The organism is Enterobacter sp. HSTU-ASh6 (assembly GCF_026319105.1).
In the GTDB taxonomy this organism is placed as follows: Bacteria; Pseudomonadota; Gammaproteobacteria; order Enterobacterales; family Enterobacteriaceae; genus Enterobacter; species Enterobacter sichuanensis.
Genome location: NZ_WSPD01000002.1, coordinates 185,436 through 212,224, shown reverse-complemented (window position 1 = coordinate 212,224; position 26,789 = coordinate 185,436). Strand labels below are relative to the sequence as shown.

Below are 26,789 nucleotides of genomic sequence, written 5' to 3'. Positions count from 1 at the left end.
GTTATCGGCACAGCCCACAGGAACTTTACATTTGCGAAAGGGAAAAGCGCGGGGGTTAAAACGCCACGTCGACAATCAGCGTGTCGGTGTAGGTTCCGGCGGGTGGCGTGGTCTGGCTGGTCAGGACTTTGGCGGTGTAGTTATAGGTGCGCAGTAAACCGTCAGCGCTGACCTGCGATGAGGTTGCGCTGGTCCAGCGCTCGCTGCCGCTGCTGCCCCAGCGGTTAGTCGTGGCTTCTTTATAGATGTCATAACTCAGAGAGTTACTGCCGCTCACCATCCGGCGCACGTTATTCAGCGCGTTGGCACCATTGTTAATGCCGATGGTATAGGTACTGCCTTTGGTACAGGTCACGGCAATCGCCTGCGAGACGGTCGGGAAACTTTGCACCAGCGGCGCGCTGTTAAAGTTAACATCCGGCGTGGTCATGGCGCTGCAGTCGTTGGTAACGGTCATATCCAACGTGATGCTGGTCCCTTTCGTTCCGGTCTGAAGCCCCGACAGACAGGCGTTGAGTACGCCCACCGAGCAGACGCTATAAGTGATGTCAAAGTTAAGCGTCACCTGATAAGGACCGGCGGTCACATTTTGCCCCGGGACCGTCCGGAAATAGAGAGGGATATTGTATTGTTTGCCGCCGATCAGGTTTAACAAGGTACTGCTGTCCCAGGTATAGGTTTTACTGGTTTGCACTTCGCTGTTGTTAGCGCAGCCCGACTGCCCGCACAGACGCGTCGGGATCACATCCGTGATGGTCGCGTTATCGGTACGCTTCATGGTCGCCCGACCATTGGCCGATACGGTTGCTGAGACAAAATTCAGCGTGATGGTGTCCCCGGTCAGCAAGTTCAACAGCGCATCACAGGCCACGACCAGCGTACCGGTAGTGGCCACTTCGCCAGATCCACTCAGCGCGAATGAGGTCACACTCCCAAACGCGGCGTTGACCGTACTGACCCGACAGTCAGCCCAGCTGCCGCTGGTCACCAGCAGCAGAAGCATACATAGCAGGCGCCTCATGGCCTCTCCCGACAAATCAGCGGGCCGTAGGTTTGCAGCTTATGCTCGGGATTCGCCCCCATGGTCAGGGTTGTCGTGCAGCGTTTTCCGTCAGGTGCGATCACCTCCAGCGGGTTCACATCGTTAAGGTTTTCCAGCCAGGCGATGCCGTCATACCCCACCACCGCATTGCTGCGCGAGGCGCGTCGGACCTGACTGCCCACCGGAAGCGCCTGCCCGTGCGCGTCGTGCAGGATCACGCTCGCCACCCGCTCCTGCTCCATGGGGAAATCCACCAGATAGCCACTGTGACGCCGGATAGCGATCCGCCGCTCGGTCTCTTTTAGTCGGGTATCTGCCGGCAGATTCAGGGTATCAATGCGGTAGCTTGCCGGGTAATAGGCCGACACCCCGCTGACCAGCAGGTAACCGTTGCGATTGGTTTTCCCAACGGGCTGGTTCTCATAGCTGACGGGAACATCCGGGTGGCCGTCAGTGCTGATGACCACAAACGCGTCGTTGATCTTGTTCGCCGCAAACAGCTCGCCGTCCATCAGGACAATCGCGCCCATCGCCTCGCCCCACCAGGTCATCATCTCCCTTTCGCCATAGCCACCGCCCTGCAGCTCAATCGTGTTGTTGCGCCAGCCCAGCGTGCCCTGCTGGTAATCACTGGCTTTCGACTGGTTGGCCCACGCCATGTTCCAGCTAAACCCGCCGTCGGAGGGCATGGAGTGGTTGTAGTTAATGCGCTGGGTGCTGCCTGCTTGCGGGGTATGTTCAACGGTGACGGCGGCGCTGTCGAGAGCGCCCAGCGGGACCTGCAGCGACAGTGCGACCGTCCAGTCTCCCTGCTGCTGGTCCCGGCTCGCGGCGAGATAGATACTGCTCGCGCCCCACAAATTACGGCTCCAGGAGAGGTTCAGCAGCTCCGTTTTTTGACTGTCAAAGCTCTCCACACCGATCCATGCCGCCCCAATGTTGCCGTACTGTCCCAGATTGAAGGTCAGCGAGTACTGGTCCGTATTACGGCTAAAGCTGGCGATGGGCCTGTCGTTTTCGTCATAGACCGTCGGCTGGTCGTAGAGGGCGAGATTGCCAAAGCCACGGTCGCGGCGCGAGTGCTGGGTGGCCACGCTAAACTCGCTGGTGCTGTACTGGTAACCCCAGTTGACCTGCCCGCCGGCATCCCCGCCCATGCGGCTTTGCGTGTAAGCGGTATTCACCACGCCAAACTGGCCGAGCTTAAGCACCGTCCCCACCCAGCGCCAGCGCCTGCGCCCCTTCCGCGTGGCCTTCCAGCGTCAGCCAGTCCGTTACCCCATAGCGATACGAGCCGCTGCCTGCCGCAGAGCCATAGTCGAAATTCTTAATGCCGTAATTGCGCCGCAGGCTGCCCAGGGTCACGGCACCGTCGCTTAGACCTTGTTTCAGCAGATCGCTGGTGACATAAAACGGTAGCGTGGTGCTCACCTGGCGCCCCAGCGCATCGGTGGTGACCAGCACCGCATCCCCGGCGCCGTTTATATAGGGCAGATTGGTCAGCGTGAAGGGACCCGGCTGAAGCTGGGTTGAGCCGGAGCGATAGCCATTGATAAAGAGATCGACCGAGGTGGGTACCGCGGCGTCCCCCGAGAACTCGGGCAGCGGCCATGTCACCAGGTCTGGGCGCAGGGAGAAATCCCGCCCGACGCTGATCCCGCCCATACGCACGCTGGAGCTCCAGGTCAGGGCGTCGCTGATCACATCGCCCACGCTCCAGCTTATGGCATCGTCTTCGTTTGTGAACAGCAGGGTCGTGTCATAGCGGACATACCCTTCCTGCTGACCGTCGTTACCGGTGAAATTTTCCCGCGCGTAGCCGGTGGAGGAAAACGAGCCGTTCTCGTTGAAGTAGCGAAACTCGTGCCAGAGCGAGGCCTGACCGCCGATGTGTTCCGTGTGGTTGGTGTAGAGATCGTAATTGAGCAGCGCACCGCGGCCAAAGTGCGGTTTGGTCTGCGCCGTTTGCGCACCGAAGGGGGTCACGCGGGCAGTAACCCAGTCGCGGGGAACGGTCAGCAGCAGGCGCTGGGCGGCACTGTCGTACTCCACCCTCACCCGGGAAAGCGAGGAGAGATTCACCTCGCCGGTGGGAACATGCTCCGGGGGCAGCCCTGCGCGCAGCAAATCGGCGCTGGAGATAAAGAACGCGCCTTTACGTTGCGTCACCGGCACGACCAGGCCGGTATCGTAATGGTTCAGCACGAGGGCAAGCTGAAAGACGGCCTCATCATTGATCGCCTGCGCCTGGGGAGGAGGCGGGAGAGCATCGTCGCCGGGCTCAGCCCAGGTCGCGGAACTGACGCAAAGCAGAATCATCATGACCGGCGTCAGTTGACGGGCGTCGACTGCCATTGTGCGTCCCTGGCATTAATCTGCGCGCTCATCCGCTCTGGCTGACGTACGCCTGCGGGTATTGGCCAGCTGCGGCTGCTGCCCGGCAGGACATAACCCAGTAATCCCTCCGCAATCGTGCGTTTCTGTCCTCCCTGCTCCAGCGCGACCTGACTCAGCCTGACATGGACATCCCCCCGATTCTGCACCTCCAGGGCCGGTTGTCCGCCCGCCTGCGTGACCCGCCAGCTCAGATTTCGGGTCTCCACCACCGCGTGATGCGCGCCCTCTTTTATGGTCGGGATCCCCTGGCCATAAACAAACAGCGGAATGGAATAACGCATCTGTAACTTGAGGCCGATGGCGGGTTCGGCTTTAACGTCAGCCTGAGGGATTTCATCCACAATAATGCGGTAAGCTTGCTCGACGCCCGCAGGAACGGAGGCCTGTTTGATCAGGCGAATAAGCTGTTTACTGCCGGCGGCAATCGTGACGATGGGCGGGCTGGCGACCACATCCTGCTGCGCGGTATAACGTTCGTGCCCGTCCTCCTGCTTCCAGCGCACAATGCGCACCTGCATCGTCGTCGCGCTGTTTCCCTGGTTCTGGATCCACAGCTCCGTAGCCTTAGCGTCTGCCGCAAGCCACGGATCGATAGGCCATAACAGTATGGTGGCGGCCGCCTGTACCTGGCCTGTTACCGCCAGAACCCATGCCCCCGCCAGACCAAAACGTCTGAAAAATGGCTTCATCGACACTCTCCCTTTATTACCATGACAAGGTCACGGTGAGCTGATCGGAATAGGTTCCTGCCGGGCTAAACCCGGTCAGTAGCGCCACGCCAAAAAGCGGCAGCGCGATATTATTGCTATTGGTATAGGTCACCGGTATCGCCTGGTTGACGCCTATTTCGCTGTTGGCAGCCAGCGAACTGCTGCTGTAGAGCCGGTATCCCACCATTTCCGGGCCATTGGTCCGTTTCATACGTCGAAGGGAGGCGTAATTTTGACCGCCATTTATGCTCATGCTCAGCGCCACGCCAGGCGTACAGGCAATGGACAATGCGCCGTTTGGTACAAAGCTGGTGCTTACCGGCGCGCTCTCGACACCGTTATGGCTGCCAAAATCCAGCGTACCGAAAAGGCCTCCGCTGCCGGTGGCCACCGCGCAGCCCGGTACAATGGTGGCGCTAACCTTAAAGGACTGTGATGTCACCGCCTCCGCCGTGGGCAGCATGAGCAATCCGACCATCAGCGCGAAAAATGGCTGCACGTGTCCCTCTGCGCATTTGCGCAGACCTCTAAGAGATGCCGTCATGGCCGTGCTGAACTAATAGGTTACGCTGACGTTTATCGTGTCGGTGTACGTGCCCGGTACGACCGTTACGCTGTTACCGCCGCCGGTAATACGCCCGTAAAGGGTGTAACTGTCGACGCCACCCGCCGTAGAGGCGGCCGACAACGCGGTGTTATTGGCGATCACGGAGTTAAATCCGCTGTCGCTATACAGGCTGTACGCCACGCCCTGCGCCGCATTGGCCGTATTGACCAGATAACGCGCAGGGGTGCCTGGTGTCCCGACCACGGTACCGGGTGCGGTGGAGTTGGCGTTGCCGGTGATCGCCACCGAATAGCTGGCGGTGGTGCACTGGATGGTGAAGGTGTTTCCGCCGCTGGCTCCGGTTAATTGTGTGGTCAGGGTGGAAAACGTTGCAGGATGGGTGCCGAAATCCAGCGTACCGAAATTAATCCCATTTTGCGTGGGCGATCCGTTGATCAGACACCCATTTGTCAGCGTCAGCGTGGCCCCAATGGTGCCGCTGCTGGTCACGGCCAACGCCTGGTGGACGGTTGTTGCCATCAGTAAAGTGCCTGCGCAGATCAAAAGGCGTTTTCTTTTCATTTACCACCCTCCAGAAGACATTTCCGTTCCCATGCCACTTTTTATTTCGAGTGTTCAAGATGTTAGCCCCGCTTAACGTTCCTCTGAGGGGGTTATTGAGAATTTAGTTTACGGATATCGCTTCGACCACCCGGCGCATGGCAGGACACACCAATGTCTTATTGACACAGTTTATTTATAAAAAACAGAACCTTAAATTGAAAAGCAGAAATATTTTGCCGCTTTTACGGAGGATATATCCGCAAAAATGTGATAAGCGTCACAATATATCGTCAGCACATTAACAACAAAATTAATAAAACTTAAAAAGGAGTTGTAACCCCCTACCGTTTGCGTCAATTTATGTGCCGAATAATTTCCCGCGTTGTAATAAAAAATTTATATGTATCGACGCGGACTCCATCAGAAGCGCATAGAGGGTCTTTTTTCGTGGCAAGTGCAAACAAACTCACACTCTTCATCGTGATATTCATGCTGGCGGGTATTCTTTCAGGGGCAGCAATTCATGAGTATGCATCTGCGGATGCCATCAAAGCCTGGTCGGATAACATTACCCTTCTGACCGATATCTTCCTTCGTCTGATCAAAATGGTCATTGCCCCCCTGGTCTTCAGCACGCTGACCGTCGGCATTATGAAACTGGGCGAAACCTCCACGATTGGTCGGGTTGGGGGCAAAGCGATGGTGTGGTTTATCAGCTCATCCGTGCTCTCGATTCTGGTCGGCCTGTTTATCGTCACCCTGGAGCATCCGGGGAGCGGCCTGAACCTGACTATCCCTACCGAGGCGGTTGATACTGGCCTGGCCGTGGGCGGCATGACGCTGAAGGCGTTCCTCTCTCACACCATTCCGACCAGTATCGCTGGGGCGATGTCGAACAACGAGATCCTGCAGATTGTGGTGTTTTCAATGTTCTTCGGCATTGGCGGCGCGTCGCTGGGGCAGAAATTCAACGCACCGCTGGTGGCCGCGCTGGATGTGGTTTCCCATATCATGCTGAAGGTGACGGGCTACGTGATGTACGTTGCCCCGCTGGCAATTTTCGCGGCGATTTCTTCCGTGATTGCCACGCAGGGTCTTGGCATTCTGTTGAATTATGCCTCCTTTATTGGCGGCTATTATGTTGCCATTCTTCTCACCTGCATGGTGCTGCTGGCCGTGGGTTACATGGTGTTGAAAAAAGAGGTGTTCCGTCTGGTCAGCATGCTGAAAGACCCGGTACTGGTGGCGTTTACCACCAGCAGTTCTGAAGCCGCCTATCCAAAAACGCTGGAACAGCTGGAGCGTTTTGGCTGTTCACGCAACATTGCCTCTTTCGTGCTGCCGATTGGCTACTCCTTCAACCTGGTGGGTTCGATGGTGTACTGCTCGTTCGCCTCGATGTTTATCGCGCAGGCGTACAATATTCATCTGAGCTTCTCGGAAGTTACCGTTCTGATGTTGACCCTGATGCTGGCTTCAAAAGGGATTGCGGGCGTACCGCGCTCTTCGCTGGTGGTGCTGGCCGCGACGATCCCAAGCTTTAACATTCCGGTGGCCGGTATTCTGCTGCTGATGGGGATTGACCACTTCCTGGATATGGGCCGTTCGGCGATTAACGTGCTGGGGAATGGTATAGCGACCGCGATGCTGTCGCAGAATGAAGGCGCGCGGGACGCGGAAGCTGAGCTGGTGGAGCAGGAAGTATAATGGCATAAAAAAGGGTGAGGCCTGATGCTCTCACCTCAGCCCTCTCCCGAGGGCTGAGGGATCCCCAGCAATTTTTTACCTGAAGCGATGAATGTTGCTTCAGCAAAATTAATGACTTACAGCGATGCCCTGGTCCGGCTGTAAATCGCCGAAGCGTTTCCGTAAGGCCGGGGCGAGGCGCAGGGATGCGCCGAGAGGGCGTGGCCTGCAGGGATGCAGGCTCATGCCCGACCCGATAGCCTGGAGGAATAAGCTGAGGGTACCGCGAAGCGGCGATTTACCGCCGGGAGCCCGGGTCGCCAGGGCGGTGGCGATTGAGCCGCCCTGGCACGTTCACTGGTCATGTTGTTACAGAGTAGCATTGAACATAAAGTGAACGGAATGTCCACCAGAGCCGTATGTTCCCCCTCACCCCAGCCCTCTCCCTCAAGGGAGAGGGGGTCGTCGGAGCAGACATTATTTTGTGTTTGCTCCCTCACCCCGAAGGGAGAGGAAGCAAACACAAAAAACGGCAACCTGGGTTGCCGTTTTGCATTTACTTACGCTACATGGTTCGCCGCGATATCCAGCAGCGCCATCTCTTCACTGTTCAGCAGCTTCTCAATATTCACCAGAATCAGCATACGCTCACCCAGCGCACCCAGACCGGTCAGATATTCGGTCGACAGCGTGACTGCAAACTCCGGCGCAGGGCGGATTTGCTCCGACGTCAGGGAGAGCACATCAGAGACGCCGTCCACCACAATACCCACCACGCGCTGCCCCAGGTTCAGGACGATCACCACGGTGTTGTCGTTGTAGTCAACGTCGCCCTGGCTGAACTTCACGCGCAGATCAACGATAGGCACAATCACACCGCGCAGGTTGGTGACACCTTTAATAAAAGCAGGCGTGTTAGCGATGCGGGTAACCTGATCATAACCACGGATTTCCTGCACTTTCAGGATATCGATGCCGTACTCCTCATCGCCTAAAGTGAATACCAGGAATTCCTGCCCTGATGGCTCGCCCGCCAGTTTCGTTACATTACTCATACCGGTCATGTTATTACCTTCTACTTAATCAGGCGGCTGTGTACGCCACACGTTGTTCACGATTTAATCCCTGAAGCGCCGACACATCGACGATCAGCGCCACGCTACCATCACCCAGAATGGTGGCGGCAGAAATACCCGGCACTTTGCGGTAGTTGCTTTCGAGGTTCTTCACCACCACCTGGTGCTGACCAATCAGCTGATCAACCAGCAGCGCGTAGCGGCGGCCCGCACTTTGCAGGATCACAACGATACCCTGCGTGGCCTCTGTCTTCGCCCCGTCCACTTCAAATACTTTCCACAATTCCACCAGCGGCAGATACTCACCGCGCACTTCGAGAACGCGCTCGCCGCCCGCCAGCGGATGCAGATCTTCCTCACGCGGCTGCAGGGATTCCATCACGGCGTTCAGCGGCAGGATAAAGACCTCGTCCGCCACTTTGACCGACATGCCGTCCAGGATCGCCAGCGTCAGCGGCAGCAGGATGCGAATGGTGGTGCCGGAACCCTGTTTAGACTGGATCTCAACGTGGCCGCCCATCTCCTGAATGTTACGTTTCACCACGTCCATGCCGACGCCGCGCCCGGAGACGTCGGTCACCTGCTCTGCGGTAGAGAAGCCCGGGGCAAAGATCAGCATCCCCACTTCTTCATCAGTCATGTTCTCGCTAACCGCCATCCCCTGCGAAATCGCTTTTGCCAGGATGCGCTCGCGATTAAGGCCCGCGCCGTCATCGGTCACTTCAATGCAGATGTTTCCGCCCTGATGCTCCGCAGAGAGGATCAGATTCCCGACCGGGGATTTCCCGGCAGCAATGCGGTTTTCCGGCAGTTCAATACCGTGGTCGAGGCTGTTACGCACCAGGTGCGTTAACGGGTCAATGATGCGTTCGATCAGGCTCTTATCGAGTTCGGTTGAGCTGCCCATCAGGGTCAGTTCAATCTGTTTATTCAGCTTGCTGGCCAGATCGCGGACCAGACGCGGGAAGCGGCTGAAGACATATTCCATCGGCATCATACGGATGGACATCACTGATTCCTGCAGATCGCGGGCGTTACGCTGCAACTGACCCATGCTGGTAATCAGGTCGCCGTGCGTAACCGGGTCCAGTTCGTTGGAACGCTGCGCCAGCATCGACTGCGTGATAACCAGCTCGCCCACCAGGTTAATCAGCTGATCGACCTTCTCAACCGCAACGCGGATACTGGTTGACTCGCTGGCACGCGCGGCAGGTTTTTCACCACGGCCCGGCGCGGCAGTCTCTTTTGGCACCGCTTTTAATGCCGGGGCCGCAGGCGCAACAGCCGGGGCCGCTGCCTGAGGGACGACCGCCACCTCTTCCGTTGCAGCTGGGGCTTCAACCGCAGCGGTTTCGGTTTCAAAGGCAATCTGGTCGGCTTCAATCACAAAGCACAGCACCGCCACGATGTCGTCCTGACTGATACCGTCATCCAGCGTCGCAGCCAGGCTGTCTTTGCCTTTTACCACGTTGCTTAATTTCGCCAGGTTACCCAGCTCTTCTTCCAGCAGGTTGACTTCATTTTCTTTCAGGCGTGACAGCACCACGCGCAGTTTGCCCGCCGGTGCGTCGGCAGGGGCAGACGCAGGTGCGGCAACCGCATCGACAACGCTCAGCTTTGCGGCCGGCACCACGGCTGCGGCAACCTCACCTTTCGCTTCCAGCGCGAGCTGGCGCAGCGCATTGCAGATGTATTCAAAGCTGGCGGCATCAGGCTCTGCCGAACTTTTATAGGCGTCGAGCTGTTCCTGCATAATATCTTTGGTTTCCAAAAACAGGTTGATAATGTCGGTATTGAGCTGCATCTCACCGCGTCGTGCTTCATCAAGCAGGTTCTCCATTAAATGGGTGGTCTCCTGCAGGATGGTAAATCCAAACGTTCCGGCTCCGCCTTTAATGGAATGCGCCGCACGGAAGATGGCATTGAGCTGCTCGGAGTCCGGTGCTTCGGGCACCAGATCGAGTAAGTGTTGCTCCATATCGGCCAACAATTCGTCGGCTTCATCAAAGAATGTCTGGTAAAAATCGCTAATATCCATGCTCACGCTATCACCTCGGATTGGCTGGTGGCGATGTTGGAACGGCAGCCGAAGGAACGGCCCCAGGCTGTTTTAAATCGTCCAGTGACTCATTCTGACTTTCGGCGTTTTCATGCAGGATGGCCTGCTCCGCCTGCTGGTTCAGCACTAAAAGACTGATACGACGGTTGATGGCGTCATCCGGCCCGCGGTCGGAAACGCGCATGGTTGCTGCCATGCCGACCACGCGCAGTACCTTGCCATCATCAAGCCCACCGGCCACCAGCTCGCGACGCGAGGCGTTGGCACGATCGGCAGAAAGCTCCCAGTTGCTGTATCCCTTCTCCCCACTGGCGTACGGGAAATCATCCGTGTGTCCTGACAGGCTGATGCGGTTAGGAATGCCGTTCAGCACCGGAGCAATGGCCCGCAGAATATCGCGCATGTACGGTTCAACTTCCGCGCTCCCGGTTTTGAACATCGGGCGGTTCTGGCTATCAATAATCTGAATACGCAGCCCTTCCTGCACCAGATCGATTTTCAGGTGCGGGCGCAATGCGCGCAGCTTCGGATCCGCTTCAATCAGCTGATCGAGATCGCCACGCAGTTTCTTCAGCCGCGCCTGCTCCATCTTTCTTTTCAGCTCGTCGATGTTCGGCTCTTTTTTCACCTCACCCTTTTGCTGGGTGTAATCATCGCCCCCACCGGGGATTGGGCTTTCGCTGTTAGAGATACGCGGGCCACCGGTCACCGCCGTCGCCAGCGGCGTTCGGAAATATTCGGCAATCTGGATCAGTTCTTTCGGGCTGGAGATGGAGATGAGCCACATCACCAGAAAGAATGCCATCATTGCGGTCATAAAGTCAGCGTACGCGATTTTCCAGGAGCCGTGTGCGCCATGCCCCCCGCCCTTGTGCTTGCGTTTTTTTACGATGACAATCGGATGGGACTGGTTTTTCATGCGTCCTCAGTTGTCGTCTGTTGGTTTGGGTTTTTCACCGCACGCACGTGTTCTTCAAGCTCGATAAACGACGGACGCTCGCTGGAATAAAGCGTTTTACGGCCAAATTCAACCGCGATCGGTGGCGCATAACCGTTGAGGTTAGAGAGCAGCGTGATCTTCACGCACTGCATCATTTTGGTGGTTTCCGCGCTCTTCTGGCGCAGGACGCTGGCCAGTGGAGAGATGAAGCCGTACGCCAGCAAGATACCGAGGAAGGTGCCCACCATCGCGTGGGCAATCAGCGCACCCAGTTCGGCTGCCGGGCGGTCTGCCGACGCCAGGGCGTGAACCACCCCCATGACCGCAGCAACGATACCGAATGCCGGCAGGGAGTCGCCCACCAGCGCCAGGCTGTTGGCCGGCACTTCAGATTCACTTTCGTGGGTTTCAATCTCTTCATCCATCAGCGCTTCGATTTCAAAGGTGTTCATGTTGCCGCTGATGATGAGTCGCAGATAATCGACGATGAAATCCAGCATCATGGCGTCTGCAAGAATACGCGGATAGCTGGCAAAAATTTCGCTCTCTTTCGGGTTTTCGATATCCCGTTCAAGCGAGAACATCCCCTGCTGACGCGACTTCGCCATCAGGCGATAGAGCAGTGCCAGCAGGTCCATATACATGCTTTTGGTGTATTTCGAACGACGGAACAGCAATGGAATAGCTTTCAGCGTCCCCTTGATCGATTTACCGTTGTTACCAACGATAAAAGCCCCTACCCCTGCACCGCCGATGATAATAAGTTCAGCCGGTTGATAGAGTGCTCCAAGGTGCCCGCCGGTCATCATGTAACCGCCGAAAACTGTACCGAGAACTACCAGGTAACCTAATAAGATAAGCACGACATCATCCTTCCGCTAGTGACTATGGCAAGGACGTCCAGCTCGCAGCGTTTACCGTTTGCGGGGTAAAAAAAAGCAGCGGTAATTGCTTACCGCTGCTGGAATCTTTCCCACACGTTCGGGTTAAACAGCTTGTTCGATCTGTTCATCCAGCAGTTGTGGAATAATATCGGCAGCATCCCGGGAAAGTTTACGTCTTTTTACTGCGCGGGATGGAGGCTGACATAAACTACAGGCGAAGCTGCCTGCAGGCTGATGAGCATGGGTAATAAAATTGCCATCGCAGCAGTTGCAGCGCGACAGTTCAAGCATTCCGCTCTCAACAAAACGCACCAGCGTCCATGCGCGGGTCAGCGCCAGCAGAGGGCCTTCTTCCTGCTGTGGGCATTGTTCAAGGTAAAGTTTGTACGCTTTGATCACGGCGTCAACGCCGCTACACAAACCGGTTTTGAGAAGATACTGCCAGGCGTTACAGAACATGGACGCGTGAATATTCTGCTCCCATGTCATAAACCAGTCGGTAGAAAACGGCAGCATGCCTTTTGGCGGGGGACTACCACGTAACTCTTTGTACAGCTTGATGAGACGACCACGGCTGAGCTGAGTCTCGCTTTCAAGCATTTGTAAACGAGCACCCAGTGTAATCAGCTCCATCGCCAGCTGTATGTCACGCGCTTCCTGAACAATGCTTTTCTCGCTCATTGCTAGGCCCTTTTCTTACGGGCTACGTCATCAGGCTGGCTGATTTCGTTAAGCAAGCGCGTGGAAAGAAGAATACCGGTATGGATCTGCTGAAGATCGTCAACGCGGGACTCCTGGGTCAGACGCGTGATGGTCTGCGCATCGTCGAAACGGAACTGGCAAACCAGTTGATTCGTTTCAGCCAGTTTAACCATCTGTGGGAGGGTTAAACCACCCAGCATGGTTGCCATTTCTTCGTTAATACCCAGACGAAACATCGCGGACGCTTTGTCCTGACTAATCAAACGCTGCGCGAGCAGTAAATACGACAAATTGATGTCATAGATATGTTTTAGCAACTCGGATGTATGCATTGTTCCCATCCCGAATAACCAACTATTATTTTTATGCGGAAAGACCGCACCCCGTGATGTCGCCGGGAAATCACCCGGTATAAAAAAGAAAAGGCTAAATGCATAGTTGAATTTAGGTTTGTATTCACTGAAACGCGTAAGAGAGAAATCGCGAATGCGTCCCTTACGTGTTTTATCATTTCTTACAAATAACTAAGATTTTTCCTAATTCGACGCAAACTCTACTCGTCAGTTTTGCCACATACAATCCAGCCACCCTCAAATTTAAAAAAAATGTGATCTGCGTCACACAATTTAAGTGAATTTGCCCCATAAATCCATCAGTATGACTTGTAATTTGTTCATTTATTGACCATTTGGAACTATTTTGTATTCTTTAATGACGAATACTCATGCAGAAGGCTTAAAAGAACTGGCACGTAACGTGCTTACTCTGTCCCGGGCGTCTGTCTGAAACATTCTCGCCAGACACCTCTGCGTGATACATTTTTCTTACCGTGAAAAAACATAGAGTTATACAAACGGCTTAAAAACACCGTTTCATACAGAAACTATTCGAAATGATTTTGTAACGGGTAAGAACGATTAAACAGAGAAAAGGTGCATTTGTGTGATTTACGTTAAGTTGTTAATTTTTTTCATTTAGGGCCATTTTTCAGTTATTCTTCTTATAAGAATAATTAATGAATAATTATGATAAGGTTCACACTAATGTCGTAATCCGCTCTTGCAGATCCAGGCAAATCGCGGTAATGGTGATCACACGCTGTCTGTCAGACACCTAAGGAGTGCGCCATGAGTTACTCCCATCTTCTTGTTTCTGTTGCTGTTTCTCCCGAAAGCCATCAACTCCTCGCCCGGGCCGTTTCGATTGCCAGACCCCACAATGCGCGTATCAGTCTTATAACACTGGCGGCCGAGCCCGAGATGTACAATCAGCTGGCAGCCCCGATGCTGGAGGATATTCGTGAGGTTCTGCAGGAGGAAACGCAGCAATTTCTGCGTGAGCTGGTCGAAAAGGCACAATATCCTGTTTATGAAACCGTTATAGCGACAGGCGAACTTAATGCCCATATTCTGGATATGTGTCGTAAACAGAATATTGATTTAGTGATATGCGGAAATCACAACCACAGCTTTTTATCGCGCGCGGCCTGTGCGGCAAAATCTATTGTCGCCTCAAGCCAGGTTGATGTGTTGTTAGTGCCGCTTGGGGGGCGTTAACCCCCCGGTATAAAATCAGGCGAGTTTAGGGAAAGTCGCGATCTTTTTTTGCAGGTAGCCTTCATGGCTTTGCGGGGCGATATCACGCAAATCCTGAATAAAGCGCGCCTGCCAGTGATTAATATCGTTCTTACGGATCGTCTCCATCATTTCAGCATGGCGGGAAATACGTTCCGTGAGCGGCATCGTCAGGGCACGATTCAGCGCGTTTGCCACATCATCCCGATCGTAAGGGTTTACAATCAGCGCTGAGGTGAGTTCATTTGCAGCCCCGGCAAACTGGGAAAGCACCAGCACCCCAGGATCGGCAGGGTTCTGCGCCGCCACATACTCCTTCGCGACCAGGTTCATCCCGTCCCGCAGCGGCGTGACGAGACCGACATCCGCATAGCGGAAGACCTTCATCAGGATCTTGCGATCAAAATGCTGATTCAGATAAAAGAGCGGCGTCCAGCCCAGCTGGCCGTAGCGCCCATTAATACGCCCTGCTTCAGTCTCCAGCTGATGACGAATGTCCTGATAGGCCTGAACCTCACCGCGCGAGGTTGGCGCTATCTGGGTATAGCGAATTTTACCGTGATGCTGCGGGTATTTATCCAGCAGCGTTTCATACGCCAGGAAACGTTCCGGCAGCCCTTTGGAATAATCAAGACGCTCGACCGAGAAGATATTTTTGACGTGCTTAAGTTCATTCTTAAGCTGCGCCAGCTTAGGCGGCAGCGGACCGGCGGCCTGCTCTGCGATTTCGTCAGGTTCTATCCCTATCGGATAGACTTCGGTATGGAAGGTTTTACCCCACGCCGTATGGGTCTTGCCCCCTTTGGTCACCAGACGCGCTTTACCTGACACCGAGTCAAGGAACGCCAGACGGTCATTTTCAGTCTGGAAGCCCAGTAAATCATAATCACACAGCGCCTCCAGCAATTCTTCATGCGGCGGGAGCGCGGTAAAAATTTCCGGCGTCGGGAACGGGATGTGCAGGAAGAAGCCAATCCGGTTATTTACCCCTCTTTTTCGCAGCTCTCTGGCGAAGGGCAGCAGGTGATAATCGTGGATCCATAAAATATCGTCTTCTTCGATTAATGGCAGCAGTTTATCCGCCAGCAGCGCATTCACGCGCGAGTAGCCTTCGAAGGATTCACGCTGGAATTTCACCAGGTCAAGACGATAGTGAAACGCGGGCCACAGGACGGCATTGGAGAACTGCGAGTAGTACTCGTCGTAATCTTTCTCTTTCAGGGCGAATGAAGCCCACGTGATGTTTCCGCGCGTGACCTTTTTTAGCGGTTTCTCTTCTTCACTGATTTCACCACTCCAGCCAAACCACAGCCCGCCAGCAGCTTTTAAGGCACCTAATACCCCTACCGCCAGGCCACCTGCACTGGCTTTTTTATCATCAGGCGGTGCAATTCGGTTAGAGACGACGACTAAGCGACCCATAATGGTTTCCCCCTTTGTTTTGCGCTATTTGTTGTTGTTGCTGGTTAGCGATGTCAGATATCCACTGCCAGACGCTGGCGACATCCGCCAGCCGCCATTCGGCGACAGTGTCACCAGGCCCCACCTTGACGGCGATCCCTCCGGCCTGATTTACCACACGAAACCCGGCCTCGTCGGTCAGGTCATCCCCTATGAAAACGGGCGTCCGCCCTTTGAAAGGCGGTGTCGCCATAAACGCGGCAATGGCCGCACCTTTATTGATCCCTTTCGGTTTTAACTCCACGACGCATTTACCGGGCTGCAGTGCCAGCTGCGGATGCGCATCCGCAACCGACTGAGCCAGGGCCAGTACAGCCTCTTCATGCTGCGGTGCCTGGCGATAATGCAGGGCGAAGGCCATGCCTTTGGCTTCCAGCTCGGTGCCAGGCAGGTCAGCCAGCGCAGCAGAGAGCTGCTTCTGGAGCGTTTGCGTGAGTGCGTCGGGGAGTGAAACGATATGCGTTTGATCATGGATGTCGCGGCGCTCCGCTCCGTGTACACCGGCCAGCGGAAAGTGGTATGGACTGGCGAGCATGTCCAGCTCGGCCATTGAGCGCCCTGATATCAATGCCAGTGCTCCCTCATTCATGCGCGAGAGCTGATGCAAATCCTGTAACACCGCCTCCGGAATAGACACCTGATCGGGGTGCGGTTTTATCCCGGCGAGCGTGCCGTCGAGATCGAAAAAGAAAGCATAATGTCCGGGCAGTACAGGCGGTGCGGTTAACGAGTCAGCCACCCTTTTCCTCCTTACGGTTTACGAGAGGTAAACGCCTTTACCTCTTTCATAGCCATGTAAGTATAGACAGTGTGACGTCGCTCGCCATTTGACAACCGGCCCGCCAGTAAAACTGGCGGGCCGGTTAAGGGGTCAACTATGGTTATTAGTTGAGCAATAAAAGAGAGAAAAAAGGGTCAGACAGTTCGCTTCGCTTTTTGCTTGTAACGGTCGAAAATCACGGCTGCCAGCAGGATCAGACCCCGCACCACGTACTGAGAGAACGGCGAAATATTCAGCAGGTTCATGGCGTTCTCTACCGTCCCCAGAATCAGGATACCGGCCACCACATATGAGATTTTTCCGATGCCGCCTTTGAGGGAAACGCCCCCTAAAACGCAGGCGGAGATGACGATCAGCTCATAACCGATGGAGGTCATTGGCTGGCCGCTGGTCATACGCGACGCCAGGATAATCCCCGCGGCGGCAGAAACCAGCCCTGAGAGCACAAAGATAATAATCTTGGTGCGTACCACCGGCACCCCAGCCAGACGAGCCGCTTCTTCATTACCGCCAATTGCCAGGGTGTTACGGCCAAAGGTGGTCCGGTTAAGCAGGAAGCCGAACAGGATCAGGCAGGCGACGGTCAGCCAGATAGGCGCAGGCAGGCCCAGCCAGTTCGCATAACCCAGGGTAAAGAAGCGCTCGTCTTCAATCCCCACCGCTTTACCGTCGGAGATGATATAGGCCAGCCCGCGGACAATTTGCATCGTCGCAAGGGTGGTGATCAGGGCGTTAATCTTCAGACGTGCGATAACAAAACCGTTCACCAGACCACTGATAACGCCAAGTAACAGACCGGCCAGCACGCCAATCCACAGACTCTCCGTCATGTTGATCACCACGGCCGTGGTGACGCCGGCACAGGCAATCACCGACGCCACCGAGAGGTCAAAATCGCCGGAGGCCAGACAGAACAGCATCCCGCAGGCCACCATTCCGGACATGGAAATGGCCAGCCCCAGCCCCTTCATATTAATGAAGGTGGCAAAGTTAGGAACGAAGATCGCACAGGCCAGGAAGAGCACGGCAAAAACCACCAGCATGCCGTACTGATCCCAGATACGCCCCACACTCAACGCCGACTTCGACTTCGGCACTCCGGATGTAGTAACAGAGGACATCATTAACTCCTTACTCAGGCGACAGCCTGGCTGACTTTAGGCATGGCGAGGTTCAACGCCTGTTGTTCATTCGCCTGTTCATGAAGTAATTCACCGGCAATTTCGCCTTCACGCATCACCACAATGCGATCGGCCACGCCAAGCACCTCCGGCAGATCGCTGGAGGCGAAGAGTACCGCCACGCCGCGTTTTGCCAGTTCATAGATCACGTTATATATCTCGTGTTTTGCCCCCACATCGATCCCGCGGGTCGGCTCATCCAGTAAAATGACCTTCATATCCTCTGACAGCCAGCGGCCTAAAATGGCCTTCTGCTGGTTACCGCCAGAAAGATTCATGATCAGCTGCTGGGGTCCCGGCGTTTTGATATTCAGTGAGCGAATATGGTGGTCGGCGTTGCTCGACTCCCAGCTATCGTTTATCAGGCAGCCTGCGCGGATAAACTTACGGCGGGCGGAGATATTGATGTTGTCGCGCACCGAATGCACCGGAATGATCCCCTCCGCCTTACGGTCTTCCGGACAGAGCATCATCCCCGCTTTTATTGCATGGGCCGGTTTCTGGATATCCACCCGCTCACCATCAATGGAAACCTGTCCATCGGTGATACGGGTTCCGCCGAACAAGCCTTTCATTAATTCGCTGCGCCCTGCCCCAACCAGACCAAACAGTCCGACAATTTCACCGCTGCGTACGGATAACGAAACCGGCGTTCTCACGCCCGGCGCTTTCACATTGTCCAGACGCAGGCGTTCAGGCCCGTACTCGCGTGGTTTCCAGTGATAAATATCACCCAGCTCGCGTCCGACCATCGCCTGAACAAGCTGGTCATGGTTGACCTGCTCCATGTCGGTAAAGGTGCGCACATAGCGCCCATCTTTAAACACGGTGATGGCATCGCTCAGGGCAAAAATCTCTTCCATACGGTGTGAAACGTACAAAATCGTGCGGCCTTCCTGACGCAGTTCGCGGATCACGCGGAACAGATTGTCGATTTCACGCGCAGAGAGCGAACTGGTGGGTTCATCAAAGGCGATAATTCTGGCGTTACGCGCCAGCGCCTTGGCAATTTCAACCATCTGCCACTGGCCGATGGAGAGATATTTCAGCGGCGTCTGGGGATCAACATCCAGACCCAGGTGTTTAAGCTGCAGCCCCGCTTCATAATTAAGTAGCGAACGATTCACCACGCCGCCTTTATGCGGAAGCTGTCCTAAATAGATATTTTCCGCCACGGTCATCTCGGGGATGAGGTGCAGCTCCTGATAGATAATGGCCACCCCGGCGTTTAGCGCCGCAGTGGTATCGGCAAACGCCACCTCTTCACCGCGAATCGCCAGCGTGCCGGTCGTTGGCGTGTAGTTGCCGCTGAGGATTTTCAACAGTGTGGATTTTCCCGCACCGTTTTCCCCCATCAGGGCATGAACCTGGCCGGCATAGCAGTCGAAGCTGATATCGGTCAGCGCGTTAACACCGGGGAATGTTTTCCCGATGCCGCGAAAAGAGAGATACGGATCAGACTGTCGCATAACGTCTCCGTGATTCCTGTAGTGTGTACGTCAGGCCCCTCACCCTGCGCGAGGGGCACAATCACCGCGTATTACTTACCGCCCAGTCCTTTTTTCGCCAGCTCCTCTTTGAAGTTATCGCGGGTGATCAACACCACGTCGGTCACTTCCGTAAATTTCGGCGGCTCAACCCCTTTGGTTACCCAGTTGTAGAGCATTTCACTGGACTTATAGCCGTGAACGTCCGGGCTTGGCAGCAGAGAGCCGTAGAAACCAGTGGCCTGCGCTTTAGAGAGTTCACTCACCGCGTCAACGCCGTTGATGCCAATCCCGATCACATCAGGTGCTTTGAACCCCTGGCCTTCCGTCGCGCGTACCCCGCCCAGCACGGTATTGTCGTTCATGCCGACCACCAGCCAGTGTTTCACCTCCGGATGCTGAACCAGCATGGAGTTGGCGGCGTCGAAAGCGCCCGGGATATCGTTGGATTTGGTGGGGACTTTGTAGATCTGTTTTTCCGGGAAGCCGGCCGCTTTCAGGGCATCCATTGAACCGGTGGTACGACGACGCGCCGTGTCCAGTTCATCCGCGGTGATCGCCATTACCGCCGTTTCTTTCACATCCCAGCCACGCTTTTGCATCTCTTTATAGAGTTCCTGGCCCTGACGTTCGCCAATCTTGGTCGCCGCCATCATCACCAGCGGGACACTGTCCATCGGCTTGCCTTTGGCGTTAACGAACTGATCGTCAACGGCAATGACTTTCATGTCGTAACCGCGAGCTTTCGCCGCAATGGCCGAACCGAGCTTGGGATCCGGCGTACAGATAACGAAACCTTTCGCACCGCTGGCCGCCAGGCTGTCGATGGCGTTCAGGGTTTTCTCACCGTCCGGCACGGCGATTTTAATCACCTCAAAACCTAAATCTTTCCCGGCCTTATCAGCGAATTTCCACTCGGTCTGGAACCAGGGCTCTTCGGGCTGTTTTACCAAAAAACCGAGTTTTAAATTCTCAGCGATAGCGGATTGTGACATAACGGCAGCCAGACCGATGGCCGCGAGCGCTTTAGTAAATTTGTGCATGGTAAACTCCAGCTTTAGCATTCTTTTCTGTAGGGAATATTTGCGTGCTTCTAATTTAATCGGACTTAAAACAAGGCATTAGCGCTTACCTCGTCATAAGCGTTATTGCTGGTGATAGTTTTAGCGGGAAATTAATCATCCATAAGAGAGCCCCATCACACCGCAGAATTACAGTAATTGCGTACATAAATTCAGCGAAAAATGACATAAAAAAGGGCATATTTGTCTGACAAATGAATAAGGGTTAAGCAGGATTATCCATAAGATTAGCTAAGAAATCCCTGATGCCCTTTAGGAGGCAAAATCGCATGGCGTGTTAACGAACGGGTAACTGGTTTAAGATCATGAAGAACTGAGAAGCTGAGATACCGTTATTCTGCAAAATTTGATTTAACTCAATTTTACGCCGCCAGCATAAATTAAAAATAATTAAGCTGTATTTGTATTTTTCACCGAGCATTATTCCAGTTAATTATTTTCGGAAGAGTAACAATGCATAACATGAGCAAAAAACAATTATTATCAGAAGGTTAACTATACGTTATTTCATGGCGAGCTAATTGACTTTCTGTACTATATTAAACTTTGTAATGTATGGTAAACACAGCCTAATTAAGAGTTTTCTTAGACCAAAGACAAGGGTATGCTTATTTATATCGAACACAGGAAGTGAATTCGGTCGACTTTAGTCACTGCAGAAAGACTATTTCTGTTTTTTTCTTCGTATTTGCCTGGCACACAGGTTAAGCAACGGACATCACGTCCCACAGTCAATAAGGATATGAGTATGGCTACCCAAACGATGATGCAAAAACTTAACGCGCAGATGAACCTTGAGTTCTATGCCTCTAATCTTCACCTGCACCTGAGTGCATGGTGTGCCGAGAACAGTCTCACGGGCTCTGCCACATTCTTTCGCTCTCAGGCGCAAAGTAACGTCACGCACATGATGCGTGTTTTTAACTACCTGAAAGCCGCAGGGGCAAATCCTGTTGTGAAAGCTCTTGATGGGATCAACGAAAATTACTCTTGTCTGGAAGAACTGTTTCAGAAAACGCTCGACGAGTATGAACAGCGCTGTAGTACGCTCAGCAAGCTGGCCGATGAAGCCAAAGCCCAGCAGGACATTACTACGCTTAAATTCTTACACGATATGGACAAAGAGCAGCAGCAGGATGGCATGCTGCTGAAGACGCTGGCGGATGAGATCCATAACGCGCAGCAGGCAGGGTTATGCCCCGAGCAAACCGACCGTCATCTGCTCGATATTGTGGCGGTGCAGCATCACTGAGTCTTTTAACCTGCTCCCGTCCGGGGGCAGGTTCCCCTTCTTATCCCCAACCTCCTCTTTTTGCTGAAATTTAACAAATCAGATCTCGCTCTCAATGATTAACCACACAACGTGTAATGATTTATTTAGTTACATAATCATTGACGAGGGAGCAGTATGATCACCATTGAGTTTGTTGTCATTCTCCTCTGCCTGCTGACAGGTACACGTTACGGCGGGATGGGGCTGGGGTTAATAAGCGGTATTGGTCTGTTCATTTTATGTTTTGTCTTTGGTCTGCAGCCGGGTAAGCCACCGGTTGACGTCATGCTAACCATTCTTGCGGTGATTGGTTGCGCGGCCACCCTGCAGACGGCGGGCGGCCTCAACGTTATGATGCAGTTTGCTGAACGTTTGCTGCGCAAACACCCGCAACACATCACCCTCCTCGCCCCGTTTACCACCTGGATGCTGACCTTTCTGTGCGGTACCGGGCACGTGGTATACACCATGTTCCCCATTATCGCGGATATCGCCCTGAAAAAAGGGATCCGCCCGGAGCGCCCAATGGCCGTGGCATCGGTCGCCTCACAGATGGCGATTACGGCCTCCCCCGTTTCCGTTGCCGTGGTGTCGCTGGTCTCCATCCTGGCAGCGCAGCATGGGCTCGGCCACGCGTGGGGCATCCTGGAGATCCTCGCCGTGTCGGTTCCCGCGTCACTGTTCGGCGTGGCCATTGCGGCCCTGTGGAGTTTACGCCGCGGGAAAGAGCTGGCTGATGACGCGGAGTTTCAGGAAAAACTGAAGGATCCAAAGCAGCGCGAGTTTATCTATGGCGGAACGGAGACGTTACTGAATCAACGTTTCCCCAAACAAGCCTACTGGTCGACATGGATTTTCTTTGCCGGTATTGCCGTGGTCGTTTTGCTGGGGGCATTCCCTGAATTACGCCCCGCCTTTGAACTGAAAGGTAAAATGACTGCGCTGTCGATGAACCTGGTCATCCAGATGATGATGCTTATTGCAGGCGCGGTGATGCTGATGGCCTGCAAAGTCAATGCCGCTGCCATATCTAACGGCGCGGTGTTCAAGGCGGGTATGGTCGCGATCTTTTCGGTGTTCGGCGTGGCGTGGATGAGTGATACCTTTTTCCAGGCACATCTCGACGAGTTAAAACTGGCGCTGGAAGGGGTGGTGAAAAGCCACCCATGGACCTATGCCATTGTGCTGTTTCTGGTGTCAAAACTGGTGAACAGCCAGGCGGCGGCGCTGACGGCGGTGGCACCTATGGGTCTGATGCTGGGTATCGATCCGAAGATGCTGATCGCCTTCTTCCCGGCCTCATACGGCTATTTCGTCCTGCCGACCTATCCAAGCGATTTGGCCTGCATCGGTTTTGACCGGTCAGGCACCACCCGTATCGGTAAATTTATCATCAACCACAGCTTTATTCTGCCAGGGCTGATTGGGGTTAGCTGCGCGTGTGCGGCGAGCTACCTGCTGGTTCAGACCTTCTTTTAACGGTATCAACGGGCGACAGGTTCCGTCGCCCCTTTCCGCTTTAGTGAGACTCACCCTGCGGCGTGAATCGCAGTTCAATCAGCGCGATGGCTTTCTGGATCGCCCGAAGCGTAACCGGATCAGCGGCAGCAGGATGGCTGGTGAAATCGATATTTTTCAGCTGCGTTGACATCTTCTCGCGCACTTCAACCGGCGCAATCACGTCCAGAACATCGAGGATTTGTTTAATAACCAGCTGGCACGCGACAACGTCAGACACCAGTTCCTGATCGGCGCTCAGGTTTTGAGACATGGGGTTTTCTCCTTATTGAAAGGCCGCCATAGTAACAAAACGTGGCCCCTTTCATCTCCCGCAGAGATAAAAAAACCTGCCGAAGCAGGTTTTTTTATCAGAACATGGCACCCGGCGGCACGTCTTTAAACGTGCGGCAGTAATTGGTCCACATGCTTTTCAGGATTTTGCGCAGTTTCACGATGATGCTCCATTAACTTGTTATACAACTTTATTGTCAATGTGCTTATAATATGACCATCATCACAAAAATCAATGTTTTTGTGATTTGCATCACGATTTTGTGCGCCTATGCATTCATCCCTGACCCGTTGCAAAGAGAGAGGGCAGATTGTCCGGCTATTCCAGCCATTGCAGCTGACATCTGCGGGTACGATAACGTATTTCCATCCACTCAGAGCGAACCATGAAAAGAGTCATTGTAGCTGGTGCAATCCTGCTGCTCGTGGGGTGTACGGTCCCCCGCCAGGCTGAAGTCAGTAGCCTCGACGCACCAAACGGCATCGTCCGCCTCGACTACGGCCAGGCAGCACTGCAAAATGCGTATTCTGATGAGTATGTGAATAACGGTACGGCGGCGAAAGCGTGTCAGCGCATGGGGTATGCCACCGCCTCAGCCTATGGTCAGCCCATCAAAACCTGCACCCTCATCAGCGGCTCGTTGTGTCTGAATGAGAGCGTGACAATCCAGTATAAATGTATGGGTTATGCCGTTAACCCTCAGTCAAACAATCCCTGGTATTAATCAGCGTTGCCAGCGTCTGCTGGCAACTTATTTTATTATGAACAAAAATAACTCTCATTAATAAATATCAAAATCGTCAATGCGTTTTATTCCCATTCGTATTTTGAATAAAGAAATAATAATTTTACGTTTTGCAAATAATTAAATAACAAATTATAGTGTCGCTCACTGTGAACCAGAAATAATAACCCGGAGCGCCACCATGCTGAAAACTGAAATGATCGACAAGCTCAACGCACAAATGAACCTTGAGCTGTTTTCGTCCCTGCTCTACCAGCAGATGAGCGCCTGGTGCAGCTACCACAGTTTCGAAGGCGCAGCCGCATTTCTGCGTCGTCACGCGCAGGAAGAGATGACCCACATGCAGCGTCTGTTTGATTATCTGACCGATACAGGCAGCCTGCCACGCATTGAAAGCGTGACGTCCCCTTTTGCTGAATATAATTCTCTCGATGAACTGTTCCGCGCCACCTACGAACATGAACAGCTGATCACGCAGAAAATTAACGAACTGGTGCATGCGGCAATGACCAGCCAGGATTACCCAACCTTTAATTTCCTGCAGTGGTACGTTGCAGAACAGCACGAAGAAGAGAAGCTGTTTAAATCCGTACTGGATAAATTATCTCTGGTGGGTAAATCCGGCGAAGGTCTCTACTTTATTGATAAAGAACTCTCCACCCTCGATACACAAAATTAATATCACCGCGGTGCTGTTTTCCGGCACCGCGTTTATTGACCTTCCCCCCGAATTGATCACACCGCAATACGTAAACCTTTCATTACACCCCTTGTAACGGTGGTTTGACGAATTACCGCTTTTGCCTTACTCTGCGCCGCAGATTTATTCGCGAATAAGAGTCGTTGTAGAGGAAAGCGTGAAAAACAGAACCCTGGGAAGTATTTTTATCGTCGCCGGAACGACAATTGGCGCAGGAATGCTGGCCATGCCACTGGCCGCCGCTGGCGTGGGATTTGGCATGACCCTGCTGCTGCTGGGCACCCTGTGGGCGTTAATGTGTTACACCGCCCTGCTGCTGCTTGAGGTTTACCAGCACGTGCCCGCCGATACCGGCCTGGGTTCTCTGGCGTCGCGCTACCTGGGACGTTACGGCCAGTGGATAACCGGCTTTAGCATGATGTTCCTGATGTACGCCCTGACCGCCGCCTACATCAGCGGTGCCGGGGAATTGATCGCGTCCAGCGTTAACGACGGGTTCGGCTCTGACATTACCCCGGCGACGGGGGCTATCTTCTTTGCCCTCATCGGCGGCGGCGTGGTCTGCGTAGGGACATCGCTGGTTGATCTGTTTAACCGTTTCCTGTTCAGCGCCAAAATTCTGTTTCTGGTTGTCATGCTGGCCCTGCTGGCACCGCATGTTCATAAGGTCAATCTGCTGACGCTGCCGCTGGAAAAAGGGCTGGCGCTTTCCGCGATCCCGGTGATTTTCACCTCGTTTGGCTTCCACGGCAGCGTGCCAAGCATTGTCAGCTATATGAACGGCGATATTCGCAAGCTCCGCCGCGTCTTTGTGATTGGCAGCGCGATCCCGCTTATTGCCTACATTTTCTGGCAACTGGTTACGCTGGGCAGCATTGACTCTTCAACCTTTATTGGGCTGATGGCACAGCATGCGGGTCTGAACGGCTTTCTGCTGGCGCTGCGGGAGGTCGTCACCTCCCCGCACGTTGAGCTGGCGGTGCATCTGTTTGCCGACCTGGCGCTGGCGACCTCGTTCCTCGGCGTGGCGCTCGGCCTGTTCGACTACCTGGCTGACCTGTTCCAGCGCCGCAATACCGCTGCCGGACGCTTACAGACCGGGGCAATCACCTTCCTGCCGCCGCTGGCCTTCGCCCTCTTCTATCCTCGTGGGTTTGTGATGGCGCTAGGGTACGCGGGGGTGGCACTGTCGGTTCTGGCCCTGATCCTCCCTTCCCTGCTGGCGTGGAAGAGTCGCCAGCAGCATCCTCAACAGGGATACCGCGTGGCTGGAGGGAAACCGCTGCTATGCGTTGTGTTTGGCTGTGGGGTGGTCATTATTCTGGTGCAGGTATTGATTGCAGCGGGAATGCTGCCGGAAGTGGGTTAACGATAAAGGGGCTATCATTAGCCCCTTTTTTGTCAGTGCAGACAGCAGCTCTTAAACTTCTTCCCGCTGCCGCAAGGACACGGATCGTTACGCCCCACCTTCGTGCCATTTACCATCGGCTTCTTCACTTCCGGCTGCTGCGGGTTGTTCACCCAGTAGTTATACAAGCGCAGCGCCGCAGGCTGGATACGTTCAATGCTGGCTGCATATTCTTCTTCGGTCAGCTCATCAAGCTGGCCGCCGATCTCTTCGCTACCGTGCAGCGCAATCACATCCAGATCGGCCTTTAACTCGTCCGGCAAGGCTGACCAGTCCGTCAGCGCTACGCCGCGCATGTAGCCGTAGCACCACTCTTCCACCACGGTATAGGTCTCACCGTCAACGTCGTTATAGCCAAACATCGGTTCGAACTGGTCCGGATATTCGCTCAGGCGCTCGGCAATATCGTTCATATGCTTAAAGCAAAGATCGACAAAACGGTTCATCTCGCGGTCGTTTTTCCAGCGCGGAATGTACTTCTCGCCACCCCATACCGCCACCAGCCAGGTATCTGGCTCAACGACAACAGGACCGGAAAGCACTGCGGTAAGCATGCCGTCCAGTTCAGACACGTCAAGTACGGACGCATCATCATGACCGTAAGACATTAATGTCTCTTCAAGCCACGCCATTTCGCTTTCATTTAATGGGCCTTCCGTCATCGCTGACACTCCTGATAAAAAGAAAACGATCCTAAC

At 54.2% G+C, this 26,789-nt stretch carries 25 protein-coding genes and 1 pseudogene; 7 read left to right on the top strand and 19 right to left on the bottom strand.

What is annotated here, in order from left to right; translation table 11 throughout:
- Positions 1 to 55: 55 nt before the first annotated feature.
- From GM298_RS03370 to GM298_RS03350, 5 genes and pseudogenes are all read right to left on the bottom strand, one after another.
- Positions 56 to 1,021 (bottom strand): spore coat U domain-containing protein, encoded by a 966-nt coding sequence (locus GM298_RS03370; RefSeq protein WP_266153591.1) that lies wholly within the window; start codon positions 1,019 to 1,021, stop codon positions 56 to 58.
- Positions 1,018 to 3,397, bottom strand: a pseudogene (locus tag GM298_RS03365) (fimbria/pilus outer membrane usher protein). The gene GM298_RS03370 and the pseudogene GM298_RS03365 overlap by 4 nt, the downstream one beginning before the upstream one ends.
- Positions 3,373 to 4,128 (bottom strand): molecular chaperone, encoded by a 756-nt coding sequence (locus GM298_RS03360; protein ID WP_025756942.1) that lies wholly within the window; start codon positions 4,126 to 4,128, stop codon positions 3,373 to 3,375. Before GM298_RS03360 ends, GM298_RS03365 begins: the two are co-directional and overlap by 25 nt.
- 16 nt (positions 4,129 to 4,144) lie before the next feature.
- On the bottom strand, positions 4,145 to 4,693 hold the full coding sequence (locus GM298_RS03355) for a spore coat U domain-containing protein (protein WP_252086710.1): 549 nt from the start codon (positions 4,691 to 4,693) through the stop codon (positions 4,145 to 4,147).
- Between the two features lie 12 nt (positions 4,694 to 4,705).
- On the bottom strand, positions 4,706 to 5,278 hold the full coding sequence (locus GM298_RS03350; RefSeq protein WP_094919678.1) for a spore coat U domain-containing protein: 573 nt from the start codon (positions 5,276 to 5,278) through the stop codon (positions 4,706 to 4,708).
- Positions 5,279 to 5,707: 429 nt separating this feature from the next.
- Between GM298_RS03350 and GM298_RS03345 the strand changes: the two genes are divergently transcribed.
- The gene (locus GM298_RS03345; protein WP_104557111.1) at positions 5,708 to 6,967 is read left to right on the top strand and encodes a dicarboxylate/amino acid:cation symporter; all 1,260 of its coding nucleotides are present in this window, start codon (positions 5,708 to 5,710) and stop codon (positions 6,965 to 6,967) included.
- 539 nt (positions 6,968 to 7,506) lie between these two features.
- Here GM298_RS03345 and cheW read toward each other — a convergent pair.
- From cheW to flhD, 6 genes are all read right to left on the bottom strand, one after another.
- Positions 7,507 to 8,010, bottom strand: coding sequence for a chemotaxis protein CheW (cheW, locus tag GM298_RS03340; protein ID WP_266153589.1), 504 nt, complete (start codon positions 8,008 to 8,010; stop codon positions 7,507 to 7,509).
- A 19-nt stretch (positions 8,011 to 8,029) separates the two neighbouring features.
- Positions 8,030 to 10,066 (bottom strand): chemotaxis protein CheA, encoded by a 2,037-nt coding sequence (gene cheA / locus GM298_RS03335; RefSeq protein WP_025760370.1) that lies wholly within the window; start codon positions 10,064 to 10,066, stop codon positions 8,030 to 8,032.
- 4 nt (positions 10,067 to 10,070) lie between these two features.
- Positions 10,071 to 11,000, bottom strand: a complete 930-nt coding sequence (motB, locus tag GM298_RS03330; protein WP_025760369.1) for a flagellar motor protein MotB — start codon at positions 10,998 to 11,000, stop codon at positions 10,071 to 10,073.
- Complete coding sequence (gene motA / locus GM298_RS03325) at positions 10,997 to 11,884, bottom strand: flagellar motor stator protein MotA (protein WP_008500417.1); 888 nt, start codon at positions 11,882 to 11,884, stop codon at positions 10,997 to 10,999. Before motA ends, motB begins: the two co-directional genes overlap by 4 nt.
- 123 nt (positions 11,885 to 12,007) lie before the next feature.
- Positions 12,008 to 12,586 carry a flagellar transcriptional regulator FlhC gene (gene flhC, locus GM298_RS03320; RefSeq protein WP_013096051.1) on the bottom strand — a complete coding sequence of 193 codons (579 nt, stop codon included), beginning with the start codon at positions 12,584 to 12,586 and terminating at the stop codon, positions 12,008 to 12,010.
- 2 nt (positions 12,587 to 12,588) lie between these two features.
- Positions 12,589 to 12,939, bottom strand: coding sequence for a flagellar transcriptional regulator FlhD (gene flhD, locus GM298_RS03315; protein ID WP_025760368.1), 351 nt, complete (start codon positions 12,937 to 12,939; stop codon positions 12,589 to 12,591).
- A 795-nt stretch (positions 12,940 to 13,734) separates the two neighbouring features.
- On the opposite strand from flhD, the gene uspC reads away from it, so the two are divergent.
- Positions 13,735 to 14,163 (top strand): universal stress protein UspC, encoded by a 429-nt coding sequence (gene uspC, locus GM298_RS03310; RefSeq protein ID WP_025760335.1) that lies wholly within the window; start codon positions 13,735 to 13,737, stop codon positions 14,161 to 14,163.
- A gap of 15 nt (positions 14,164 to 14,178) precedes the next feature.
- Here uspC and otsA read toward each other — a convergent pair whose 3' ends face one another.
- From otsA to araF, 5 genes are all read right to left on the bottom strand, one after another.
- On the bottom strand, positions 14,179 to 15,603 hold the full coding sequence (gene otsA, locus GM298_RS03305; RefSeq protein ID WP_266153588.1) for an alpha,alpha-trehalose-phosphate synthase: 1,425 nt from the start codon (positions 15,601 to 15,603) through the stop codon (positions 14,179 to 14,181).
- The gene (gene otsB / locus GM298_RS03300; RefSeq protein WP_059385026.1) at positions 15,578 to 16,381 is read right to left on the bottom strand and encodes a trehalose-phosphatase; all 804 of its coding nucleotides are present in this window, start codon (positions 16,379 to 16,381) and stop codon (positions 15,578 to 15,580) included. The genes otsA and otsB overlap by 26 nt, the downstream gene beginning before the upstream one ends.
- A 176-nt stretch (positions 16,382 to 16,557) precedes the next feature.
- Positions 16,558 to 17,547 (bottom strand): L-arabinose ABC transporter permease AraH, encoded by a 990-nt coding sequence (gene araH / locus GM298_RS03295; protein WP_200895910.1) that lies wholly within the window; start codon positions 17,545 to 17,547, stop codon positions 16,558 to 16,560.
- An 11-nt stretch (positions 17,548 to 17,558) separates the two neighbouring features.
- On the bottom strand, positions 17,559 to 19,073 hold the full coding sequence (gene araG / locus GM298_RS03290; RefSeq protein ID WP_025760331.1) for an L-arabinose ABC transporter ATP-binding protein AraG: 1,515 nt from the start codon (positions 19,071 to 19,073) through the stop codon (positions 17,559 to 17,561).
- A gap of 71 nt (positions 19,074 to 19,144) precedes the next feature.
- Entirely contained in the window at positions 19,145 to 20,134 is a 990-nt protein-coding gene (gene araF, locus GM298_RS03285) for an arabinose ABC transporter substrate-binding protein AraF (RefSeq protein WP_014832433.1), read from the bottom strand.
- A 787-nt stretch (positions 20,135 to 20,921) separates the two neighbouring features.
- Between araF and GM298_RS03280 the strand changes: the two genes are divergently transcribed.
- The gene (locus GM298_RS03280) at positions 20,922 to 21,425 is read left to right on the top strand and encodes a non-heme ferritin-like protein (RefSeq protein ID WP_266153587.1); all 504 of its coding nucleotides are present in this window, start codon (positions 20,922 to 20,924) and stop codon (positions 21,423 to 21,425) included.
- A 156-nt stretch (positions 21,426 to 21,581) separates the two neighbouring features.
- Positions 21,582 to 22,925, top strand: a complete 1,344-nt coding sequence (locus GM298_RS03275; protein ID WP_266153586.1) for an anaerobic C4-dicarboxylate transporter — start codon at positions 21,582 to 21,584, stop codon at positions 22,923 to 22,925.
- Positions 22,926 to 22,965: 40 nt separating this feature from the next.
- On the opposite strand, the gene GM298_RS03270 is transcribed toward GM298_RS03275, so the two are convergent.
- Both GM298_RS03270 and azuC read right to left on the bottom strand, forming a co-directional pair.
- Positions 22,966 to 23,217 carry a DUF2766 family protein gene (locus tag GM298_RS03270; RefSeq protein ID WP_014832436.1) on the bottom strand — a complete coding sequence of 84 codons (252 nt, stop codon included), beginning with the start codon at positions 23,215 to 23,217 and terminating at the stop codon, positions 22,966 to 22,968.
- Between the two features lie 97 nt (positions 23,218 to 23,314).
- On the bottom strand, positions 23,315 to 23,398 hold the full coding sequence (gene azuC, locus GM298_RS03265) for a stress response protein AzuC (RefSeq protein WP_088244265.1): 84 nt from the start codon (positions 23,396 to 23,398) through the stop codon (positions 23,315 to 23,317).
- 225 nt (positions 23,399 to 23,623) lie between these two features.
- Between azuC and yecR the strand changes: the two genes are divergently transcribed.
- The 3 genes from yecR to tyrP all read left to right on the top strand — a co-directional run bounded on the left by yecR (position 23,624) and on the right by tyrP (position 26,052).
- On the top strand, positions 23,624 to 23,962 hold the full coding sequence (yecR, locus tag GM298_RS03260) for a YecR family lipoprotein (RefSeq protein ID WP_045285646.1): 339 nt from the start codon (positions 23,624 to 23,626) through the stop codon (positions 23,960 to 23,962).
- Between the two features lie 202 nt (positions 23,963 to 24,164).
- A complete protein-coding gene (gene ftnA / locus GM298_RS03255) occupies positions 24,165 to 24,662 on the top strand; it encodes a non-heme ferritin (protein ID WP_025760175.1) in 498 nt (165 codons plus the stop codon).
- 238 nt (positions 24,663 to 24,900) lie between these two features.
- Complete coding sequence (tyrP, locus tag GM298_RS03250) at positions 24,901 to 26,052, top strand: tyrosine transporter TyrP (RefSeq protein WP_323138411.1); 1,152 nt, start codon at positions 24,901 to 24,903, stop codon at positions 26,050 to 26,052.
- A gap of 32 nt (positions 26,053 to 26,084) precedes the next feature.
- Here the strand turns inward: tyrP and GM298_RS03245 are convergent, their stop codons facing one another.
- A complete protein-coding gene (locus tag GM298_RS03245) occupies positions 26,085 to 26,753 on the bottom strand; it encodes a YecA family protein (RefSeq protein WP_266153584.1) in 669 nt (222 codons plus the stop codon).
- Between the last annotated feature and the right edge of the window lie 36 nt (positions 26,754 to 26,789).

What these genes read in the sequence shown, in the direction of transcription:
- GM298_RS03370 (WP_266153591.1), bottom strand. Translation starts at nt 1,021, where the DNA reads ATGAGGCGCCTGCTATGTATGCTTCTGCTGCTGGTGACCAGCGGCAGC.
- GM298_RS03360 (WP_025756942.1), bottom strand. Translation starts at nt 4,128, where the DNA reads ATGAAGCCATTTTTCAGACGTTTTGGTCTGGCGGGGGCATGGGTTCTG.
- GM298_RS03355 (WP_252086710.1), bottom strand. Translation starts at nt 4,693, where the DNA reads ATGACGGCATCTCTTAGAGGTCTGCGCAAATGCGCAGAGGGACACGTG.
- GM298_RS03350 (WP_094919678.1), bottom strand. Translation starts at nt 5,278, where the DNA reads ATGAAAAGAAAACGCCTTTTGATCTGCGCAGGCACTTTACTGATGGCA.
- cheW (WP_266153589.1), bottom strand. Translation starts at nt 8,010, where the DNA reads ATGACCGGTATGAGTAATGTAACGAAACTGGCGGGCGAGCCATCAGGG.
- motB (WP_025760369.1), bottom strand. Translation starts at nt 11,000, where the DNA reads ATGAAAAACCAGTCCCATCCGATTGTCATCGTAAAAAAACGCAAGCAC.
- flhC (WP_013096051.1), bottom strand. Translation starts at nt 12,586, where the DNA reads ATGAGCGAGAAAAGCATTGTTCAGGAAGCGCGTGACATACAGCTGGCG.
- flhD (WP_025760368.1), bottom strand. Translation starts at nt 12,939, where the DNA reads ATGCATACATCCGAGTTGCTAAAACATATCTATGACATCAATTTGTCG.
- uspC (WP_025760335.1), top strand. Translation starts at nt 13,735, where the DNA reads ATGAGTTACTCCCATCTTCTTGTTTCTGTTGCTGTTTCTCCCGAAAGC.
- otsA (WP_266153588.1), bottom strand. Translation starts at nt 15,603, where the DNA reads ATGGGTCGCTTAGTCGTCGTCTCTAACCGAATTGCACCGCCTGATGAT.
- araH (WP_200895910.1), bottom strand. Translation starts at nt 17,547, where the DNA reads ATGATGTCCTCTGTTACTACATCCGGAGTGCCGAAGTCGAAGTCGGCG.
- araG (WP_025760331.1), bottom strand. Translation starts at nt 19,073, where the DNA reads ATGCGACAGTCTGATCCGTATCTCTCTTTTCGCGGCATCGGGAAAACA.
- araF (WP_014832433.1), bottom strand. Translation starts at nt 20,134, where the DNA reads ATGCACAAATTTACTAAAGCGCTCGCGGCCATCGGTCTGGCTGCCGTT.
- GM298_RS03280 (WP_266153587.1), top strand. Translation starts at nt 20,922, where the DNA reads ATGGCTACCCAAACGATGATGCAAAAACTTAACGCGCAGATGAACCTT.
- GM298_RS03275 (WP_266153586.1), top strand. Translation starts at nt 21,582, where the DNA reads ATGATCACCATTGAGTTTGTTGTCATTCTCCTCTGCCTGCTGACAGGT.
- GM298_RS03270 (WP_014832436.1), bottom strand. Translation starts at nt 23,217, where the DNA reads ATGTCTCAAAACCTGAGCGCCGATCAGGAACTGGTGTCTGACGTTGTC.
- yecR (WP_045285646.1), top strand. Translation starts at nt 23,624, where the DNA reads ATGAAAAGAGTCATTGTAGCTGGTGCAATCCTGCTGCTCGTGGGGTGT.
- ftnA (WP_025760175.1), top strand. Translation starts at nt 24,165, where the DNA reads ATGCTGAAAACTGAAATGATCGACAAGCTCAACGCACAAATGAACCTT.
- tyrP (WP_323138411.1), top strand. Translation starts at nt 24,901, where the DNA reads ATGCTGGCCATGCCACTGGCCGCCGCTGGCGTGGGATTTGGCATGACC.
- GM298_RS03245 (WP_266153584.1), bottom strand. Translation starts at nt 26,753, where the DNA reads ATGACGGAAGGCCCATTAAATGAAAGCGAAATGGCGTGGCTTGAAGAG.